Genomic DNA, 19,939 nt, shown 5'->3' on the forward strand with positions numbered 1-19,939 from the left:
GATCACGTACACGCACCACGACGGCAACCAGCGGCCCGGGCCGAGGCCCTCACTCCGACGTCCGCACCCGCCGACGGCGACCCATGCATGCCCCGGGGCGGACACGGCCGCGCCATGCGTCCGCGCGAGCGGCGGAGGAGCTGCGGCGCAGGGCGGAGGTGATTTTCGCCGAACGGGCCGGGGAGTGGGGGGAGTCGGGGGCGGGGCCGCCGACGGGTGGGGGCGTGGATGAGGGGGCTGGTGGGCCGCTGGGCGCCGTTGTCCCGCGCGCTGATGGGCTGCGCGGCTCCGATGTTCCGCGTGCCGAGGGGCTGGTGGGCTCCGATGTCCCGGGCGGCAATGGGGCGCTGGGCGCGGACATGCGGGAAGCCGGCGCGAGTGAGGGGGCTGGTGGCGCGGCTGCCGTCGTGGTTGACGGGGGTGGTGGCGAGGCCGGTGCCGGTGCCGGTGTCGGGGAGTGGCGGGCGCGGGCCGGGCTGGCTTTGCGGGAGCGGATGCCGGTGTGGTTGCAGGCGAGGTGTGGGCTGGAGCGGCGGAGCGTGGTCGCGCTCACCGTGGTGCTCGTCCTTGCCGCCGGGTTCGCCGTACAGCACTTCTGGGCCGGGCGGGCGCAGTCCGTGCGCGCGCCGGAGGTGGTGCGGGCAGCGGCCTCGTACGGGGGAGAGTCGCAAGGAGGACAGCCGCAGGGAGGACAGCCGCAGGGAGGGGCGAGCGGGTCGAGTGGGTCGGCGGCGGTCGGTGCGTCCGGGGCTGGAGCCACAGCGGTGGCCGAGATCGTCGTGGACGTCAGCGGAAAGGTGCGCGAACCGGGCATCCACCGCCTGCCCGCGGGCTCGCGGGTCGCCGACGCCCTGCGCGCGGCCGGCGGTGTTCGTCCCGGCACGAAAACCGACAGCCTCAACCGGGCTCGGTTCCTGGTGGACGGCGAGCAGGTGATCGTCGGCGGTCCGGCCGCCGTGCCGGGACCCGCTCCGGGTACGGGCACGGGCGGTGCGGCGGTCTCGGGGGCGGCACCCGGCGCACCGGTCCCTCTCAGCACAGCCACCGTGGACCAGCTCGACACCCTCCCGGGCGTCGGCCCGGTCCTGGCCCAGCACATCATCGACTACCGCACCCAGCACGGCGGCTTCCGCTCGGTGGACGAGCTGCGTGAGGTCAACGGCATCGGTGACCGCCGCTTCGCCGATCTGCGGAATCTCGTACGGCCATGACCCACGACGTTCGTACACCCGACCTCGCGCCCTCCCGCGCTGCCGTCCACGCCGCGTCCGGGAGCAGGCTCGGTGCCTCCCACCCCCGTAAGGAAGGACCGACGGACCTCCGACTCGTCCCACCCGCACTCGCCGCCTGGGCGACGGCGGCACTGATGCTGGGCGCCCCTGAGGGGTGGGCGGTCGCGGCGGCGGTTGTCTGTCTGCTTGCGGCAGGCGTGCTGCTGCTGGTGCGGCGAGGCAGGGGCGGCGTTGAAGGCCGGATTACCGGTGGCAGGGGCGGTGAAGGCGGGCTTACCGGTGGCTGGGTCACTGAGAGCGGGCTCGCCGATGATGGGGGCGGCGATGGCGGTGCGGCCAGGCCAGGGCGTCTGACAGCGCCCAGGCGCCGGACCGGTTCCGTGCCGGATTCCCCACTGAGGCAGCCCACCCGGCCGCACAGGCCGGGCACCGCGCCGGGGCGCATCAGCCGGCCGCGAACCTCGGTCGCCGCCGTCCTGCTCTGTGTCGCCGCGGCGGCCGTCTCCGCCGGGTTGCACGGCGCCGACCTACGGCGTGGGCCGGTGCCCGAGCTGGCGCGGGAGTACGCCACCGTGACCGCCGAGGTCGAGGTCAGCTCCGATCCCCGGCTCACCCGGCCCCGGGTCAGAGGGGATCACATGGCGCCGGCCTCCGTGCTGATCAACGCGGATGTACGACGCGTCGAGGACGCGGACGGCTCGGCGGTGGTGACGCGGGCGCCGGTGCTGATGATCGTCGACGCCGGGTGGGGGCCGTCCGGTGACGGCGAAGGGGCGTCGCAGTCCTCCGGCGCCCGGCGTTCTCCCTGGCTGAACCTTCTCCCCTCCACCCGGCTGCGGGTGACCGCACGGCTCGCGCCCGCCCTCACGGACGGGGACCGGGTCGCGGCCGTGCTGCGGGTGCGGGACCCGGCGGTGCCGGAGGTCGTCGGGGAGCCGTCGGGGGCGCAGCGGCTGGCGGGGCGGTTGCGGGCCGGGCTGCGGGAGGCCACCGACAGCTTGCCGGCGGATGCACGGGCGCTGCTGCCGGGGCTGGTCGTGGGGGACACCTCCCGGATCACCCCGGAGCTGGACGAGGCGTTCAAGGAGACCGACCTCGCGCACACGCTCGCCGTCTCCGGCAGCAACCTCACGATCATCCTCGCTCTGCTCATCGGCCCGCCGGGCCTCGCACAGCTCGCCGAGCGCCGTGGCCTCGCGCCCCGCCTGGGCATCTCCCTGCGGACGACCGCACTGCTCGGTGGGGCACTCACCCTCGCGTTCGTCGTCGTGTGCCGGCCGGACCCCAGCGTGCTGCGGGCCGCGGCGTGCGGGGCCGTCGCGCTGCTCGCCCTGGCGACCGGACGCCGTAGGACTCTGATCCCGGCGCTGGCGACGGCCGTATTGCTGCTGGTGCTGTACGACCCGTGGCTGGCCCGCAGTTACGGCTTCCTGCTCTCCGTCCTGGCCACGGGTGCCCTGCTCACCCTCGCGCCCCGCTGGAGCGCGGCGTTGCGGCGGCGCGGGGTGCCGCCGAGGCCGGCCGAGGCGCTGGCGGCCGCGGCTGCCGCGCAGGCGCTGTGCGCGCCGGTCGTGGCGGTGCTGTCGGCCCGGGTGAGCCTGGTGGCGGTGCCGTGCAATCTGCTCGCGGAGTTCGCGATCGCACCGGCGACGGTGCTGGGCTTCGCGGCACTGGCGACGGCGCCGTTGGCGATGCCGGTGGCCAAGGTACTGGCCTGGTGCGCGGGTTGGCCGACCGGCTGGATCGCGGACGTCGCCCGGACGGGCGCCGCGCTGCCCGGCGCGGGCGTGGACTGGCCCGGCAGCTGGACGGGTGCGGCGCTGCTGGCCCTCGCCACGGTGGTCGCCCTGCTCGCCGGTCGGCGGCTGCTGCGGCACCCCTGGTGGTGCGCTGTCTGCGGGGCGCTGCTCCTGCTGGTGGTGGTGCAGCCGCCGCCGCTGACCAGGGTGGTCACGGGGTGGCCGCCGCCCGGGTGGCGGTTCGCGATGTGCGATGTGGGGCAGGGCGACGCCACAGTGCTCGCGGCGGGCGAGGGGACGGGTGTGGTCGTGGACGCCGGCCCCGATCCGACGCTGGTCGACCGGTGCCTGCGCACGCTGGGGATCACCAGGATTCCGCTCGTCGTGCTCACCCACTTCCACGCCGACCATGTGGCGGGCCTGCCGGGCGTCCTGCGCGGTCGCGCGGTGGGCGCGATCGGGACGACGGGGCACGAAGCGCCAGTGGACCAGGTGGAGTTCGTGCGCAGGGAGGCTGCCGCCCGGCACATTCCCGTGACGCGGGCCGCCGCCGGGGAGGAGCGGAGTACCGGAGACCTCAGCTGGCAGGTGGTGTGGCCGCCGCCGGCCCACCCGTCACTGCCGGCCATGGCCCCGGAGGGTCCGAACGACGCCAGCGTCACCTTGCTCGTCCGGTCGGCCGGGCTGCGGCTCCTGCTGCTCGGGGATCTCGAACCCCCGGCCCAGCGGGCGCTGTTGAGATCGCCTGCTGGGGCGCTGCTGGGCGGCGTGGACGTGCTCAAGGTGGCCCACCACGGCTCGGCGTACCAGGACCCGGAGCTCATACGCCGGGCCGCGCCCCGGGTGGCGTTGATCAGCTGTGGTGAGGACAACCCGTATGGCCATCCCGCTCCCAGCACGCTCGCGGCGCTGCGGACGCAGGGGGCCGTGGTGCTGCGGACGGACGAGGACGGGGCGCTGGCGGTCGCTGGTACGGGCGCGGAGCTGCGGGTGGCGGGAGACTGAGGGCATGGATTCCGTTGAGGTTGATGCCTATCTCCGCCGACTGGGGGTCGAGCACCCCGCCTGGCCCACCGTGGACGTGCTGCGCGAGCTGCATCTGCGCCATCTGCAGACCGTGCCCTTCGAGAACCTCTCGATCCACCTCGGTGAGGAGATCGTCCTGGAGGAGAAGCGACTGCTGGACAAGGTGGTGGGGGCGCGACGGGGTGGGTTCTGTTACGAACTGAACGGCGCCTTCGGGGCGTTGCTCGGCGCGCTCGGTTTCGATGTGACGCTGCTCGCGGGGCGGGTCCATGTGAAGGACGAGGAGGTCGGGATTCCCTACGACCACATGGCGCTGCAGGTGCGGACCGTGGACGGGGGCACATGGCTGACGGACGTCGGCTTCGGGGCGCACAGCCACTATCCGCTGGCCTTCGAGGCGCGGGGGGAGCAGGTGGATCCGGCGGGTGTGTTCCGGATCGTCGAGGCCGGGCCGGACGCGGCGGGGGTGCGCGGCGGGTACGACGCGGAGGCGGCGGCGGACCTGGAGGTCGCCATGGACGGCAGGGCGGAGTACCGGTTGGAGCGGCGGCCGCGGGCACTCGGCGACTTCGTGGCCGGCGCGTGGTGGCACAGCACCTCGCCGGGCTCGCACTTCACGCAGTCGCTGGTGTGTTCGCGGGTGACGAAGGAAGGCGGGCGGATCACCCTCAGCGGCCGCACCTTCAAGACGACGGCGGCCGACGGGACACGTGAGGAGCGGGAGTTGGGGACGGACGAGGAGGTGCTGGGGGTGTACCGGGAGCGGTTCGGGATCGAGCTGGACCGGGTGCCGACGGTGCGCAAGCCCAACCGGGACGGCTGATCCGGGTGGGGGTGCTCGGGGCTGGGGCGGGTGCGGGACCCGGCGCAGGGCCGTCTCTCGGCGGTGCCCGAGAATTGCTCCGTGAGTGATGTGAGACATGTGCTGGTGCTGCCCGATCGTGACGCGGCGGAGGAGGTCGCGGGGGCGCTCGGAGAGCGGTTCGGGATCGACGAGGAGCCGCGGCTGGTGCGGGATGCGCTGGCCGGGGAGGACGATGCCGAGGACGCGCAGTGGCTGGTCGTCCTGCGGGACGAGGCGGGGCGGCTCGATCCGGGCGAGCTGGATGAGTTCGTGGGGGAGTGGGACGGGTGGCGGGAGGAGCCGTAGCCGAACCGGAGTGACCGGCCTGACCGGGCACCCTGTCCGGGCCTGACCGCCGCCCCGCCCCGCGCCGGTGCCTCACCGGCATCCCCGCCCCCGACCTGACCGCACCCCCGCCCCGCGCCGGGGCCTCACCGGCATCCCCGCCCCCGACCTGACAGCACCCCCGCCCCCGGGCCTCACCGGCATCCCCGCCCCCGGCCTGACAGCACCCCCGCCCCGCGCCGGGGCCTCACCGGCACCCCCGCCCCCGACCTGACCGCACCCCCGCCCCCGGGCCTCACCGGCACCCCCGCCCCCGACCTGACCGCACCCCCGCCCCCCGAAGTCCCGTCGGCGCCCACTGTCAGTGGCCCGTGCCATCCTTGTCGCGATGGCCAGGAAATCTGCACATGACGACCTCCTCTCCCCCGTGACCCTCGCCGTGGGCCTGGAGGAGCTGCTGCTCGACCGCGCTGTGCGGGAGGTGGTGGTTGCCGCCCGGGCCGCAGATGCCGATACGGACGTGCGGGATCTGACTCCTGAGCAGTTGCAGCCGGGCACGCTGGCCGAGCTGACCAGTCCGTCGCTGTTCGCGGAGCGCAAGGTCGTGGTCGTGCGCAATGCGCAGGATCTGTCGGCCGACACGATCAAGGACGTGACGGCGTATCTGGGTGCGCCGGCCGAGGAGATCACCCTCGTGCTGCTGCACGCCGGGCAGGCGAAGGGCAAGAAGCTGCTCGACGCCGCGCGCAAGGCGGGGGCGCGGGAAGTGGCGTGCCCGAAGATGACCAAGCCGGCGGACCGGCTGGCGTTCGTCAGGCAGGAGTTCCGGGCGACCGGACGGTCCGCGACGCCCGAGGCCTGTCAGGCGCTCGTCGATGCCATCGGCAGTGATCTGCGGGAGCTGGCGGCCGCGGTGAGTCAGCTGGTCGCCGATGTCGAGGGGACGATCGACGAGGCGGTGGTCGGGCGGTACTACACGGGCCGCGCCGAGGCGTCGAGCTTCACCGTCGCCGACCGGGCGGTCGAGGGGCGGGCCGCGGAGGCGCTGGAGGCGCTGCGCTGGTCGCTGGCGACCGGTGTGGCCCCCGTCCTGATCACCAGTGCGCTCGCCCAGGGCGTCAGGGCCATCGGAAAGCTGTCCTCGGCCCGGGGCGGCCGACCCGCCGATCTGGCGCGGGAGCTCGGCATGCCGCCCTGGAAGATCGACCGCGTGCGCCAGCAGATGCGCGGGTGGACGCCCGACGGAGTCGCGCTGGCGCTGCGCGCGGTCGCTGAGGCGGACGCCGGTGTGAAGGGCGGCGGGGACGACCCGGAGTACGCCTTGGAGAAGGCGGTCGTGACGATCGCGCGGGCCGCTCGGTCCAGAGGGCGTGGCTAGGGGGAGGAGAGGAGAATCGGGCGTATCGGCCGTTCATCGCCGGACAGCACGGAAGGTGGCGATCAGGTATGGCTGAGCATCCGCACGCAACTCTCGTCCGCAAGGGCTACGCAGCCTTCGCAAGCGGTGACATGGATGCCCTGCGCGGGCTGATGACATCGGACTGCACGCACCACGTGCCCGGCAGCCACCCCTTGTCGGGTGACTTCAAGGGCCAGGACGCGGTCGTCGGCATGTACGGCCGGCTGTACGAGGAGACCGCCGGGTCGATGCGGGTCGACCTGCGCACCGTACTTGTCGACGGCCGGGGGCACGCGGTCGCCGTACACCACTTCAAGGCGGAGCGGCAGGGCAAGCGCCTCGACGAGGACGGGGCCATCGTCTTCCGCATCGTGGGGGACAAGGTCAGCGATCTCGACGAGTGTGTCTCGGACATGGACCGGGTGAACGACTTCTGGTCGTGACACCCGCCCCCGAGAGGCAGGGCCCGGGCTAGGGCAGGACATACCGAAGGCCCCGGCACATCGAAGCTCCCGGCATACCGAGGCCCCGGCATACCGAAGGCCCCGGCCGTCGTCCTGGGGAAGGACCGGCCGGGGCCTTCGGTTCAAGCTGCTGAGCCCGTACCCGCGTGGCGAACGCAGGCCGCGTACAGGCTCGGGGGCCGGACGGGAGCGGATGAGAGAGGGCCCGCTCGATTCCCTCCGGCGATCAAATCAAGTGTCAGCCCTTGAGAGCGCCGACCTTCGAAGCAAGCGCCGACTTCTTGTTGGCGGCCTGGTTCTTGTGGATGACGCCCTTGGCGACGGCCTTGTCGAGCGCCCGCGCGGCGTCGCGCTGGTACTCGGTGGCCTTCTCGACGTCACCCGCGGCAGCGGCCTCGCGGGCCTTGCGGATCGCGGTCTTCAGGGAGGACTTGACGGCCTTGTTGCGCAGCCGGGCCTTCTCGTTGGTCTTGATCCGCTTGATCTGGGACTTGATGTTCGCCACTGATGAGCCTTTTCAGGTTCTGGCACGAGGCCGCATGGGACCCGTACCGGTGATTTTCTGGAGTGTGTCTCGCGCTGAGAGGGCATGAGACACAGCCACCCAGGCTACCAGTGGCCGGGCCGACGGCCCAAAACGGTCGCCGGTCGCCGCCCATGGGACCATGGAACCTACGTATAGATCCGACCCGAGGCATAAGGCGCCTCAAGAGACAGGACCCTGCGTGCCCGCGACCCCTAACAATGTGCCCGAGCCGAGCCGTACCGACCCGGCACTGATCCGCAACTTCTGCATCATCGCGCACATCGACCACGGCAAGTCCACGCTCGCCGACCGGATGCTCCAGCTGACCGGTGTGGTCGAGCAGCGGCAGATGCGTGCTCAGTACCTCGACCGGATGGACATCGAGCGTGAGCGCGGTATCACGATCAAGTCCCAGGCGGTCCGGCTGCCGTGGGCTCCCACCCACGATTCCGGCAAGACGCACATCCTCAACATGATCGACACCCCGGGGCACGTCGACTTCACGTACGAGGTCTCGCGGTCGCTGGCCGCCTGTGAGGGCACCGTCCTCCTCGTCGACGCCGCCCAGGGCATCGAGGCCCAGACTCTCGCCAACCTCTACCTGGCGATGGAGAACGACCTCACGATCATCCCCGTACTGAACAAGATCGACCTGCCGGCCGCGCAGCCCGAGAAGTTCGCGGAGGAGCTCGCCAACCTGGTCGGCTGCGAGCCGAGCGACGTCCTCAGGGTGTCCGCCAAGACGGGCCTGGGCGTCGATGCCCTGCTCGACAAGGTCGTCGCCGAGGTCCCCGCCCCGGTCGGCGTCAAGGACGCTCCGGCCCGCGCGATGATCTTCGACTCCGTCTACGACTCGTACCGCGGTGTCGTGACCTACGTCCGTGTCATCGACGGCCAGCTCAACAAGCGCGAGCGGATCCGGATGATGTCCACCGGCGCCACGCACGAGCTGCTGGAGATCGGGACGAACTCACCGGAGATGCTGGCGGCCGACGGGCTCGGCGTCGGTGAGGTGGGCTACCTCATCACCGGTGTGAAGGACGTCCGCCAGTCCAAGGTCGGTGACACCGTCACCAGCCAGCACAAGGGCGCCGAGGAAGCGCTCGGCGGATACAAGGACCCGAAGCCGATGGTCTTCTCCGGTCTGTATCCGCTGGACGGCTCCGACTACCCGGAGCTGCGCGAGGCTCTCGACAAGCTCCAGCTCAACGACGCCGCGCTCGTCTACGAGCCGGAGACCTCCGCGGCCCTCGGCTTCGGGTTCCGCGTCGGCTTCCTGGGGCTCCTGCACCTCGACGTGATCCGCGAGCGGCTGGAGCGCGAGTTCGGGCTCGACCTGATCGCCACCGCGCCGAACGTGGTCTACCGCGTCGACATGGAGGACGGCAGCGAGCACACCGTCACCAACCCGAGCGAGTTCCCCGAAGGCAAGATCGACAAGGTCTACGAGCCGGTCGTGCGCGCCACGATCCTCGCCCCGAGCGAGTTCATCGGCTCGATCATGGAGCTGTGCCAGACCCGGCGCGGCACCCTGCTCGGCATGGACTACCTCTCCGAGGACCGCGTCGAGATCCGCTACACCCTCCCGCTCGCGGAGATCGTCTTCGACTTCTTCGACCAGCTGAAGTCGAAGACGCGCGGTTACGCGTCGCTGGACTACGAGCCCACCGGTGAGCAGACCTCCAGCCTGGTCAAGGTCGACATCCTGCTGCACGGCGACAAGGTCGACGCCTTCTCGGCGATCACGCACAAGGACGCGGCGTACGCGTACGGTGTGCGGCTCGTCGCCAAGCTGCGGGAGCTGATCCCGCGGCAGGCCTTCGAGGTGCCCATCCAGGCCGCCATCGGTTCCCGGGTGATCGCCCGCGAGACCATCCGCGCCATCCGCAAGGACGTCCTCGCCAAGTGCTACGGCGGCGACATCTCCCGTAAGCGCAAGCTGCTGGAGAAGCAGAAGGAAGGCAAGAAGCGGATGAAGATGGTGGGTTCCGTGGAGGTTCCGCAGGAGGCCTTCATCGCCGTACTGAGCAGTGATGACAGCGCGGGTTCGGGCAAGGCCAAGAAGTAACCGCAGGTAGCACCAGGTGACCCGGCAAATCGCCGCATCAGGGGTCCGTCGTACGAAAGCGCGACGGGCCCTTTGTGCGTGCCGCGTGACCGTCTGGAGGAAGTGACAGGCCGCAGGCCCTTACGCAGGGGGCCGTCGGCCTTTACCCTGATGCCTGCTCGATAGTTACTCGCGAGTTAAACAACGCGAGTGGAACCAGCCGCACGTCAGCCGCACAGTCGCGGGTCCCCGGAGGATGTCGTGAGCGACACACAGACACTGATCGAGAACCGTCCGCCGAGCGTGGCGACCCTCTTCCTGGAGCGCGTGACGGCGACGCCGGACGCCGAGGCGTACCGCTATCCCGTGCCGCCGGTTTCGGGGCAGGGCGCGGACGAGTGGAAGTCGCTGAGCTGGGCGCAGGCCGCCGAGCGGGTCTACGCGATCGCAGCCGGGCTCATCGAGCTGGGTGTCCGGCCCGAGCAGCGCGTGGCCCTCGCCTCGTCGACCCGGATCGAGTGGATCCTCGCCGACCTGGGCATCATGTGCGGCGGCGCTGCCACCACCACGGTCTATCCGCAGACCAACGCCGAGGAGTCGGCCTTCATCCTCGCCGACTCCGAGAGCCGCGTGCTCATCGCGGAGGACGCGGCCCAGGTGGCCAAGGCGCGGGAGAAGCGCGCCGAGCTGCCGAACCTCACGCATGTCGTCGTCATCGACGCGGCCGGCGTCGAGACCGATGACTGGGTGCTCAGCCTCGCCGAGCTGGAGGCCCGTGGCGCGGCCCGGCTGGAGAAGGACCCCGAGCTGATCAAGCAGCGGGTCGGTGCGATCACCAAGGACCAGCTGGCCACCCTGATCTACACCTCCGGCACCACCGGCCGCCCCAAGGGCGTGCGGCTGCCGCACGACAACTGGTCGTACATGGCGAAGGCGATCGCCGCGACCGGGCTGGTCGGCGCGGAGGACGTGCAGTACCTGTGGCTGCCGCTCGCGCACGTCTTCGGCAAGGTCCTCACCTCCGGCCAGATCGAGGTCGGTCACGTCACCGCCGTCGACGGCCGCGTCGACAAGATCATCGAGAACCTGCCGGTCGTGCAGCCGACATACATGGCGGCCGTGCCCCGCATCTTCGAGAAGGTCTACAACGGGGTCGCCGCCAAGGCCCGCGCGGGCGGCGGCGCCAAGTACAAGATCTTCCAGTGGGCCGCCGAGGTCGCCCGCGAGTACGCCAAGGTGACCCAGGACAACTTCCGGCGCACCGGCACCCACTCCGCGCCCTTCGGGCTCGCCGCGAAGCACAAGGTCGCCGACACCCTCGTGTACGCCAAGATCCGCGAGGCCTTCGGCGGCAACCTGCGGGCATGCGTGTCCGGCAGCGCCGCCCTCGCCCCGGAGATCGGCTTCTTCTTCGCCGGCGCCGGCATCCACGTCCTGGAGGGCTACGGCCTCACGGAGTCCTCGGCCGCGTCCTTCGTGAACCCGGGGGAGGCCTACCGCACCGGCACGGTCGGCAAGCCGCTGCCCGGCACGGAGGTGCGCATCGCCGACGACGGGGAGATCCTGCTGCGCGGCCCCGGCATCATGGAGGGCTACCACGGGCTGCCGGAGAAGACCGCCGAGGTGCTGGAGAGCGACGGCTGGTTCCACACCGGTGACATCGGGGAGCTGTCCCCGGACGGCTACCTGCGCATCACCGACCGCAAGAAGGACCTGATCAAGACCTCGGGCGGCAAGTACATCGCGCCCGCCGAGGTCGAGGGACAGTTCAAGGCGGTGTGCCCGTACGTCTCCAACATCCTGGTGCACGGCGCCGACCGGAACTTCTGCACGGCGCTGATCGCGCTGGACGAGGTCGCGATCGTGGCGTGGGCCGAGGAGAACGGGCTCGGCGGGAAGTCGTACGCGGAGATCGTCGCCTCGCCGGCCGCCATCGAGATGGTCGACGGGTATGTGCAGCAGCTCAACGCCGGGCTGCAGAAGTGGCAGACGATCAAGAAGTTCCGGCTGCTGCCGCGGGATCTCGATGTGGAGCACGGGGAGATCACGCCGAGTCTGAAGTTGAAGCGGCCGGTTGTCGAGCGGGAGTACAAGGGCCTGATCGAGGAGATGTACGCGGGTACGCGCGAGGCGTAGCGCGGTCACGGAGGGGTGGCGGGGCGCGTTGGCGGCCACGGGTTCGTCGTGGCTCGTCGCGCCCACGCGGCGGAGCCGCAAATCGACACAGCCCCGCGCCCCTTCAGGTCGGCAAGCTCACTCCTTTCCGACCAGCCGACGTATCTCGTGGACCCTGGCGCGTAAGTCCGTCCGGTTCAGGGGCGTGCCCTCGGAGAGCTGGTCCTCCAAAGCCTCCAACTGGGTGCTCAGCTCTCGGCTGTGGACGTGCTCGCGGCTCAGCAGACGCTCCAACTGCCTGTTCTTGCGGTACAGGTCCAGGAACACCGTCACCTTCGCGCGTAGCACCCAGGGGTCGAACGGCTTGGTCAGGTAGTCGGCGGCACCCGTGGCGTAGCCGCGGAAGGCGTAGCCCGGGTCGTCCTCCGCGCCGGTCAGGAAGATGATCGGGACGTCCTTGGTCTGGTCGAGTCGTTTGATGTTGCTGGCGGTCTCGAAGCCGTCCATGCCCGGCATGCGGACATCGAGCAGCACCAGGGCGAAGCGTTGCCGCAGCAGCGCCTTCATCGCCTCCTCGCCCGAACGCGCGCGGACGAGCGGCTCGTTGAGGGACCCCAGTACGGCCTCCAGCGCGATCAGGTTGTCCTCCATGTCGTCGACCAGGAGGATGCCGGCACGCTCGTCGGTCGTTGCCTCAGCGCTCATGATGAAGTGGCCTCACTCGGTGATGGTCGGCGGAACCTCTTCCCCTTCGGAAGCGCTCGGTTCCGGTACTACGGAGTTGTCCGCGGCCTCGGGGTCCAGGAGGTCGCAGACGACGGTCAGCAGCTGATCCACGTCCACCGGCTTCGGTACGTAGTCGTTGGCGCCCCGCGCGATGGACTTCTCCCGGTCGCCGGGCATGGCCTTCGCGGTGAGCGCGACGATGGGCAGGTCCGCCCAGCGGGGGGTGCGACGGATGGCGGAGATCGTTTCGTATCCGTCCATCTCCGGCATCATGATGTCCATCAGGACGAGTTCGACGTCCGGGGTGCGCTCCAGTGTCTCGATGCCCTCGCGGCCGTTCTCCGCGTACAGGACCGGCATGCCGACCCGGCCCAGGACATGGGTGAGCGCGAACACGTTGCGGATGTCGTCGTCCACTATCAACACGCGTCGGCCCGGCAGGATCTGCCCCGCCCGGCCGGTCTGCCACGCCTCCAGTTTGGTCGGCGTCGGCCAGGAATCGTCCGCGTCGTGGGCGGTCGAGAAGAACGTCTCGGCGGACAGCTGCTCCGGTGCCGACCGCGGACGGTCCTCGGGCACCGGGCCCGTGGCGGAGTGACCGGGGCTGACGACCGGGACGTACAGCGTGAACGTGGAGCCCTTGCCGGGCTCGCTCTCGGCGACGATACGGCCGCCCAGCAGGCCCGCGATCTCGCGGCTGATGGACAGGCCGAGGCCGGTGCCGCCGTACTTGCGGTTGGTCGTGCCGTCGGCCTGCTGGAACGCCTCGAAGATCACCGGGAGTTTCTCCGCCGCGATGCCGATGCCGGTGTCGGACACCGAGAACGCGATCACCTCTTCGCCCTCGCGGACGTAGTGCTGATCGGGGTCCTTCATCCGGTTCACCCGCAGCTCGACCTTGCCCGACGCGGTGAACTTGATGGCGTTGGAGAGGAGGTTGCGCAGGATCTGCTGGAGGCGCTGCTCGTCCGAGTACATCTCGCGCGGTACGTCCTCGCCGACCGCCACCTCGAAGGCGAGCCCCCGGTCCAGGGTGAGCGGGCGGAAGGTGGCGTGGACATAGTCGAGAAGCTTGATGAGCGGCAGCCTCTTCGGGCGTACGTCCATCCGGCCGGCCTCGATCTTCGACAGGTCCAGGATGTCGTTGATCAGCTGGAGCAGGTCCGAGCCGGAGCGGTGGATCGTCGTCGCGAACTGGACCTCCTGGTCGGAGAGGTGGCCGTCCGGGTTGTCGGAGAGCAGCCTCGCCAGGATCAGCAGCGAGTTCAGAGGCGTCCGCAGCTCGTGTGACATGTTCGCCAGGAACTCCGACTTGTACTGCGACGAGGTCGCCAACAGCGCCGCCTTCTCCTCCAGCTCGGCGTTCGAGCGCTGCAGCTCCGCCTGCTGCATCTGGAGTTCGTCCGAGCGTTCCTGGAGCTGCATGGCCAGGCGCTGGGACTCGCCGAGCAGGGACTCCGTACGGGAGTTGGCGATGATCGTGTTGATCGCGACGGCGATGGTGTTCACGAACTGGTCGAAGAACGCCAGGTGCACATCGGAGAAGCGGGAGAACGACGCCAGCTCGATCACGCCGAGCAGCTTGTCCTCGAAGAGGATCGGGATGATGACGACGCTGGTGGGCGCCGCCTCGCCCAGCCCGCTGTCGATCTTGATGTAGTCCGGCGGGGCCTCCTCGACGAGGATCCGCTTTTTCTCCCGCGCCGCCTGCCGGACCAGGCCGTGCACCGGGAGGCCGCCGGTCTCGATGGTCGTGCCCTGGGCCGAGCCGTATCCGGCGATGAAGGCCAGCCCCTTCGTGGGAACCGTGGTGCGCAGCGCGGCGCTGTCCTCGTCCGGGTCGGCCAGGAAGAACGCGCCGTACTGGGCGTTCACCAGCGGCGTCAGCTCGCGCAGCAGCAGGTCGGCGACCTCCATCAGGTCGCGGTGGCCCTGCATCAGAGCGGCCAGGCGGGCCAGGTTGGACTCCAGCCAGTCCTTGGCGCGGGTCGTCTCGCGCAGGTTGGCCACCATCAGGTTGATGTTGTCCTTCAGCTCGGTGACCTCGCCGCGCGTCTCCACCGTGATCGAGCGGGACATGTCGCCCTGGGCCACCGCGGAGGCGACCTCGGCGATCGCGCGGACCTGGGTGGTCAGGTTCGAGGCCAGCTCGTTCACGTTCGTCGTCAGGCGCTTCCAGGTGCCGTAGACGCCCTCCACCCGGGCCTGGCCGCCGAGCTGGCCCTCGGAGCCCACCTCGCGGGCCACGCGGGTGACCTCGGAGGAGAAGGAGGAGAGGGTGTCGACCATCGTGTTGATGGCGGTCTTCAGCTCCAGGATCTCGCCGCGCGCGTCCACGTCGATCTTCTTCGAGAGGTCGCCGTTGGCCACCGCGGTGGTGACCTGGGCGATGTTGCGCACCTGTGAGGTGAGGTTGTCGGCCATGTAGTTGACGTTGTCGGTCAGGTCCCGCCACACGCCGGAGACGCCCAGCACCTGCGCACGGCCGCCGAGCCGGCCGTCGGTGCCGACCTCGCGGGCCACACGGGTGACCTCGTCGGCGAAGGCCCGCAGCTGCTGCACCATCGTGTTGACGGTGTCCTTGAGTTCGAGGATCTCGCCGCGGGCGTCGACGGTGATCTTCTTCGACAGGTCGCCGTTGGCCACGGCGGTCGTCACCTGGGCGATGTTGCGGACCTGCGAGGTCAGGTTCAACGCCATGAAGTTGACGTTGTCGGTGAGGTCTTTCCATACGCCGCTGACGCCGCGTACCTGGGCCTGACCGCCGAGGTTTCCTTCGGTGCCGACCTCGCGGGCGACGCGGGTGACCTCGTCGGCGAAGGCGGAGAGCTGGTCCACCATCGTGTTGATGGTCGACTTCAGCTCCAGGATCTCGCCCTTCGCCTCGACCGTGATCTTCTTGCCCAGGTCGCCCTGGGCCACGGCGGTGGAGACCAGGGCGATGTTGCGGACCTGGGAAGTCAGGTTGTCCGCCATGAAGTTGACGTTGTCGGTGAGGTCTTTCCATACGCCGCTGACGCCGCGTACCTGGGCCCGGCCGCCGAGGTTTCCTTCGGTGCCGACCTCGCGGGCGACGCGGGTGACCTCGTCGGCGAAGGCGGAGAGCTGGTCCACCATCGTGTTGATGGTCGACTTGAGTTCGAGGATCTCGCCCTGGGCGTCGACGGTGATCTTCTGGCTCAGGTCACCGTTGGCGACGGCCGTGGTGACCTGGGCGATGTTGCGGACCTGCGAGGTCAGGTTCGACGCCATGAAGTTGACGTTGTCGGTGAGGTCCTTCCACACGCCGGAGACGCCGCGCACCTGCGCGCGTCCGCCCAGCTGCCCTTCCGTACCCACCTCGCGGGCGACCCTCGTCACCTCGTCGGCGAAGGCGGACAGCTGGTCGACCATCGTGTTGACGGTCAGTTTGAGTTCGAGCAGCTCGCCGGTCGCCTCGACCGTGACCGTGCGGGTCAGGTCGCCGCGGGCCACCGCCGTGGTCACCAGGGCGATGTCGCGCACCTGCGCCGTCAGCCGGGACGCCATCGTGTTGACGGCCTCGGTCACATCCCGCCAACTGCCCGACAGCCCCTGCACCTTGGCCCGCCCGCCGAGCCGGCCCTCGGTGCCGACCTCGCGGGCCACGCGGGTGACCTCGCCGGTGAACAGGGAGAGCTGGTCGACCATCTTGTTCACGGCCCGGCCGAGGCGCCGCAGGTCGCCGCGTAACTGGCGGCTCCCGTCGTGCAGATCGACGCGCTGGGTCAGGTCGCCGCCGGCCACCGCGTCGAGCACGCGCGTCGCGTTCGCCGCCGGGGCGACCAGGGCGTCGAGCACCTGGTTGACGTCGTTGACGCGGGTCGTCCAGTCACCCGGGCCCGGGCTCGCCGAGAGCCGCTCGTCGAGCCTGCCGTGCCGGACCAACTCCCGCTTGACCCGCTGCACTTCACGGTTGAAGTGCGTGCTCCGGTCCATGATCTGGTTGAAGACCGCCGTCAGCTCGGCCACCATTCCCTCACCGGTCTCCGGGAGCCTCCGGAAGTCGCCGTCCCTCGCCGCGGTCATCGCGGCGAGCAGCGGGCGCAGTTCCGATGCTCGAATTTGACCGTCTTTCTGTCCGTCTTCGAGCACACGCGTAGCACGGTTCTCACTCATGGCGGCCCACTTCGGTAACTCGGTGCTTATGGGCGCGGCCAGTCTGTCACTCTGTCGGCGTCGACTGAGGCGTATTCGTCCGAACCGTTCGGGGAGCTGTAGATGGGGGCCATTCCGGCGCAACGGGAGACCGTTTCCCGTGCCTCTGATGCGCCTGCGCCGGGGGGCGTGGGCGCGGAAACCCGCGCCGTCCTCCCCGGCAGTCCGATCTCCCCGGGTTCCGCCCGCACCCTCGTGCGCAACGCCCTCACGGAATGGGCCGCCTCCGGGCTCCCCGGCACCGAGCACCTCAGCGCCCGCCTCGTCGACGACGCCGTCGTGGCCGTCAGCGAGCTGGTCACCAACGCCGTCGTGCACGCCGGTACCGATCTGGAGCTCACCTGCCGCCTGGAGGACACCGGCGCCCTTCTCGTCGAGGTCCTGGACCACCACCCCTCGCGCGCCCCGCGCGACGGTGAGGTCGAGGCGCCGTACGAGACACCGGAGTACGGCCGCGGCCTGCGGCTGGTGTCACGCCTCGCCGAGTCCTGGGGTGTCACCTACCGCACCGGCGCCAAGACCGTGTGGGCGCGGCTGCCCGCCGAGGACCCCGTGGCGGCCAAGGACGACATCGAGGCGTACGCCGAGGAGCGCGCGCTGGAGCGCGGGCTGCGCGTGGCCGAGATCCTCGCCCCCGAGCCCCAGCGCGCCGAGCGGGAGCGGGACTGGCTCAACCGCGGTGCCCTGTCCTTCCTCGCCGAGGCCTCCGACCTGCTCGCCGGGCAGCTCGACGAGAACCTGGTCGCCGCGCTCGCCGGCCAGCTGATCGTGCCGCGGCTGGCGGACTGGTGTGCGGTGTGGCTGGAGGACGAGGTCGCCGGGCGCTGGGGATACCCACGATCGGGCGAACCCGGCGGCGGGGCGGGCTGGGCGGCGGAGGGCGCCCCCGGGACCGGGCCGCGGCTGGCCCGCGTCTGGCACGGCTCCGAGAACCTCATCGAGGAGCTCCGCCAGGCCCTGGAGAAGGAGCCGCCGCTTCCGGCCGACGACCACCGCACCGGCCCGGTCGCCTACCCCTGGCCCGGTGAGGCGCTCGGCGCACGCGGGGTGCGCGGCACGGCGCTCGCGTACCGCCTGATCGCCGGGGGCCGCCCGCTGGGCACGCTGGTCATCGGGCGGGCCGACCTCGTGCGCTTCCCCGACGAGGTCACCGGGCTCGTCGAGGACCTCGCCCGCCGGGTGGCCCTCGCCATCGGCGCGGCCCGCCAGTACGCCCGGCAGGCCACCATCAGCAGGGTTCTCCAACGCGGACTGCTGCCCGGCGCCGTCGCGGAGATCCCCGGCGTGGCCAGCGCGCTGGTGTACGAGCCGTGCGACAAGGGCGGCCCGAGCGGCGACTTCTACGACCTGTTCCCGGCCGGCGACGGCCGCTGGTGCTTCGCCATCGGGGACGTCCAGGGCAAGGGGCCCGAGGCGGCCGTGGTGATCGGCATCGCGCGCCCGTGGCTGCGGCTCCTCGCCCGGGAGGGCTACCGGGTCGCCGACGTCCTCGACCGCCTCAACCAGCTGCTCCTCGACGACGCGACGGAGGCCGCCGACGCCGCCGCGCGCGCCCTCGTCGGCCCGGTCCCGGTGGCACCCGGCGACGGCCCGCAGACCCGCTTCCTGTCCCTCCTCTACGGCGAGCTCACCCCCTTCGACGGCGGCATCCGCTGCACCCTCGCCTCCGCCGGACACCCGCTGCCGCTGCTGCTGGGCGCGGGCGGCGAGGTCCACACCGCCGCGCACCCGCAGACCCTCCTCGGGGTCGTCGAGGACGCCACGTACACCAGCGAGACCTTCGAGCTGCGCTCCGGTGACACCCTGCTGTGCGTGACCGACGGGGTGACGGAGCGGCGCAGCGGCACCCGCCAGTTCGACGACGGCGACGGCCTCGCGACCGCGCTCGCCGGGTGCGCGGGGCTGAACGCCGAGCTGATCGCGGAGCGGATCCGCAGGCTCGTGCACGAGTTCAGCGGCCGTCCGCCGGAGGACGATCTGGCGTTGCTGGTGCTCCAGGCCGAGTAGCGGTTGTCTCGGTTCCGGCGGGCATGCGCGCGTGCTGGACAATGGAACCCATGCCTTCCGCACTCCCCGACGGCGAGCCGGTCCCCGACGACGGCACGCTCCCCGCGTCCGCCCTCGCCGGGTCCGCCGACCGCCCCCTCGGCTTCTACCTGCACGTCCCGTACTGCGCGACCCGCTGCGGCTACTGCGACTTCAACACCTACACGGCGACCGAGCTGCGCGGCACGGGCGGAGTGCTGGCGTCCCGCGACAACTACGCCGAGACCCTCGTCGACGAGATCCGCCTCGCCCGCAAGGTCCTCGGCGACGACCCGCGCGAGGTCCGCACGGTCTTCGTCGGCGGCGGTACGCCCACGCTGCTGGCCGCCGACGATCTCGTACGGATGCTGGGGGCGATCCGCGACGAGTTCGGGCTGGCACCGGACGCGGAGATCACGACGGAGGCGAACCCGGAGTCGGTGGACCCGGCGTATCTGGCCACCCTGCGCGAGGGCGGCTTCAACCGGCTGTCCTTCGGCATGCAGAGCGCGAAGCAGCACGTGCTGAAGGTCCTGGACCGCACCCACACGCCGGGCCGCCCCGAGGCGTGCGTGGCGGAGGCCCGCGCGGCGGGCTTCGAGCACGTCAACCTGGACCTGATCTACGGCACACCGGGCGAGTCGGACGACGACTGGCGGGCCTCGCTGGAGGCGGCGATCGGCGCCGGCCCGGACCATGTGTCCGCCTACGCCCTGATCGTCGAGGAGGGCACCCAGCTGGCCCGCCGCATCCGCCGGGGCGAGGTCCCGATGACGGACGACGACGTCCACGCGGACCGGTACCTGATCGCGGAGTCGGTGCTGTCGGAGGCGGGCTTCGACTGGTACGAGGTCTCCAACTGGGCGACCTCTCAGGCGGGCCGCTGCCTGCACAACGAGCTGTACTGGCGGGGCGCCGACTGGTGGGGCGCGGGCCCGGGCGCCCACTCGCACGTGGGCGGCGTGCGCTGGTGGAACGTGAAGCATCCGGGCGCGTACGCGGCGGCCCTGGCGGCGGGGCGGTCGCCGGGGGCCGGGCGCGAGCTGCTGTCCGAGGAGGACCGCAGGGTCGAACGGATCCTGCTGGAGCTGCGGCTTCGGGAGGGGGCGCCGCTGGGCTTGCTGAGGGAGAAGGGGCTTGCGGCTTCTCGGCGGGCGCTTGGGGAGGGGCTGCTTCAGGAGGGGCCGTACGAGGAGGGGCGTGCGGTGCTGACCTTGCGGGGGCGGTTGCTGGCGGATGCGGTGGTCAGGGATTTGGTGGACTGATCACTCGGGCGAGTGAATCACCCCGGAACGCCAGTTCGGTCCCTAACCTAGTTCGTAGGCTGCCGCCGAC

At 71.1% G+C, this 19,939-nt stretch carries 13 protein-coding genes; 10 read left to right on the plus strand and 3 right to left on the minus strand.

The features are described 5' to 3' along the window. Window positions 1-359 precede the first annotated feature (359 nt). The 6 genes from OG331_RS32960 (at window position 360) to OG331_RS32985 (ending at window position 6,968) form a co-directional block, all read left to right on the plus strand. Window positions 360-1,211: a helix-hairpin-helix domain-containing protein gene (locus tag OG331_RS32960; RefSeq protein WP_406210435.1), complete on the plus strand. Its 852-nt coding sequence runs from the start codon at window positions 360-362 to the stop codon at window positions 1,209-1,211. Then, complete coding sequence (locus tag OG331_RS32965; RefSeq protein ID WP_406202910.1) at window positions 1,208-3,976, plus strand: ComEC/Rec2 family competence protein; 2,769 nt, start codon at window positions 1,208-1,210, stop codon at window positions 3,974-3,976. Before OG331_RS32960 ends, OG331_RS32965 begins: the two co-directional genes overlap by 4 nt. Before the next feature lie 4 nt (window positions 3,977-3,980). Next, window positions 3,981-4,820 (plus strand): arylamine N-acetyltransferase, encoded by an 840-nt coding sequence (locus OG331_RS32970; protein ID WP_406202912.1) that lies wholly within the window; start codon window positions 3,981-3,983, stop codon window positions 4,818-4,820. Between the two features lie 81 nt (window positions 4,821-4,901). Then, a complete protein-coding gene (locus tag OG331_RS32975) occupies window positions 4,902-5,147 on the plus strand; it encodes a hypothetical protein (RefSeq protein WP_328881702.1) in 246 nt (81 codons plus the stop codon). Window positions 5,148-5,514: 367 nt separating this feature from the next. After that, window positions 5,515-6,504, plus strand: coding sequence for a DNA polymerase III subunit delta (holA, locus tag OG331_RS32980; protein WP_406202914.1), 990 nt, complete (start codon window positions 5,515-5,517; stop codon window positions 6,502-6,504). Window positions 6,505-6,572: 68 nt separating this feature from the next. Then, entirely contained in the window at window positions 6,573-6,968 is a 396-nt protein-coding gene (locus OG331_RS32985) for a nuclear transport factor 2 family protein (RefSeq protein ID WP_406202916.1), read from the plus strand. A 259-nt stretch (window positions 6,969-7,227) separates the two neighbouring features. Here the strand turns inward: OG331_RS32985 and rpsT are convergent, their stop codons facing one another. Beyond that, window positions 7,228-7,494, minus strand: a complete 267-nt coding sequence (gene rpsT / locus OG331_RS32990) for a 30S ribosomal protein S20 (RefSeq protein WP_406202918.1) — start codon at window positions 7,492-7,494, stop codon at window positions 7,228-7,230. 220 nt (window positions 7,495-7,714) lie between these two features. Between rpsT and lepA the strand changes: the two genes are divergently transcribed. Beyond that, window positions 7,715-9,583 carry a translation elongation factor 4 gene (gene lepA, locus OG331_RS32995; protein WP_406202920.1) on the plus strand — a complete coding sequence of 623 codons (1,869 nt, stop codon included), beginning with the start codon at window positions 7,715-7,717 and terminating at the stop codon, window positions 9,581-9,583. A gap of 240 nt (window positions 9,584-9,823) precedes the next feature. Then, the gene (locus tag OG331_RS33000; RefSeq protein WP_406202922.1) at window positions 9,824-11,698 is read left to right on the plus strand and encodes an AMP-dependent synthetase/ligase; all 1,875 of its coding nucleotides are present in this window, start codon (window positions 9,824-9,826) and stop codon (window positions 11,696-11,698) included. Between the two features lie 117 nt (window positions 11,699-11,815). On the opposite strand, the gene OG331_RS33005 is transcribed toward OG331_RS33000, so the two are convergent. Both OG331_RS33005 and OG331_RS33010 read right to left on the minus strand, forming a co-directional pair. Next, on the minus strand, window positions 11,816-12,382 hold the full coding sequence (locus tag OG331_RS33005) for a two-component system response regulator (RefSeq protein WP_406202924.1): 567 nt from the start codon (window positions 12,380-12,382) through the stop codon (window positions 11,816-11,818). A 12-nt stretch (window positions 12,383-12,394) separates the two neighbouring features. Further along, window positions 12,395-16,540, minus strand: coding sequence for a HAMP domain-containing protein (locus OG331_RS33010; protein WP_406202926.1), 4,146 nt, complete (start codon window positions 16,538-16,540; stop codon window positions 12,395-12,397). 102 nt (window positions 16,541-16,642) lie between these two features. Here OG331_RS33010 and OG331_RS33015 point away from each other — a divergent pair, with 102 nt between their 5' ends. Then, window positions 16,643-18,586 carry a SpoIIE family protein phosphatase gene (locus OG331_RS33015; protein WP_406202928.1) on the plus strand — a complete coding sequence of 648 codons (1,944 nt, stop codon included), beginning with the start codon at window positions 16,643-16,645 and terminating at the stop codon, window positions 18,584-18,586. A 50-nt stretch (window positions 18,587-18,636) separates the two neighbouring features. Continuing rightward, window positions 18,637-19,869 carry a radical SAM family heme chaperone HemW gene (gene hemW, locus OG331_RS33020; protein ID WP_406202930.1) on the plus strand — a complete coding sequence of 411 codons (1,233 nt, stop codon included), beginning with the start codon at window positions 18,637-18,639 and terminating at the stop codon, window positions 19,867-19,869. The last annotated feature ends 70 nt before the right edge of the window (window positions 19,870-19,939 follow it).

It is taken from the genome of Streptomyces sp. NBC_01017 (assembly GCF_045162795.1).
GTDB classification, from domain to species: Bacteria; Actinomycetota; Actinomycetes; order Streptomycetales; family Streptomycetaceae; genus Streptomyces; species Streptomyces machairae.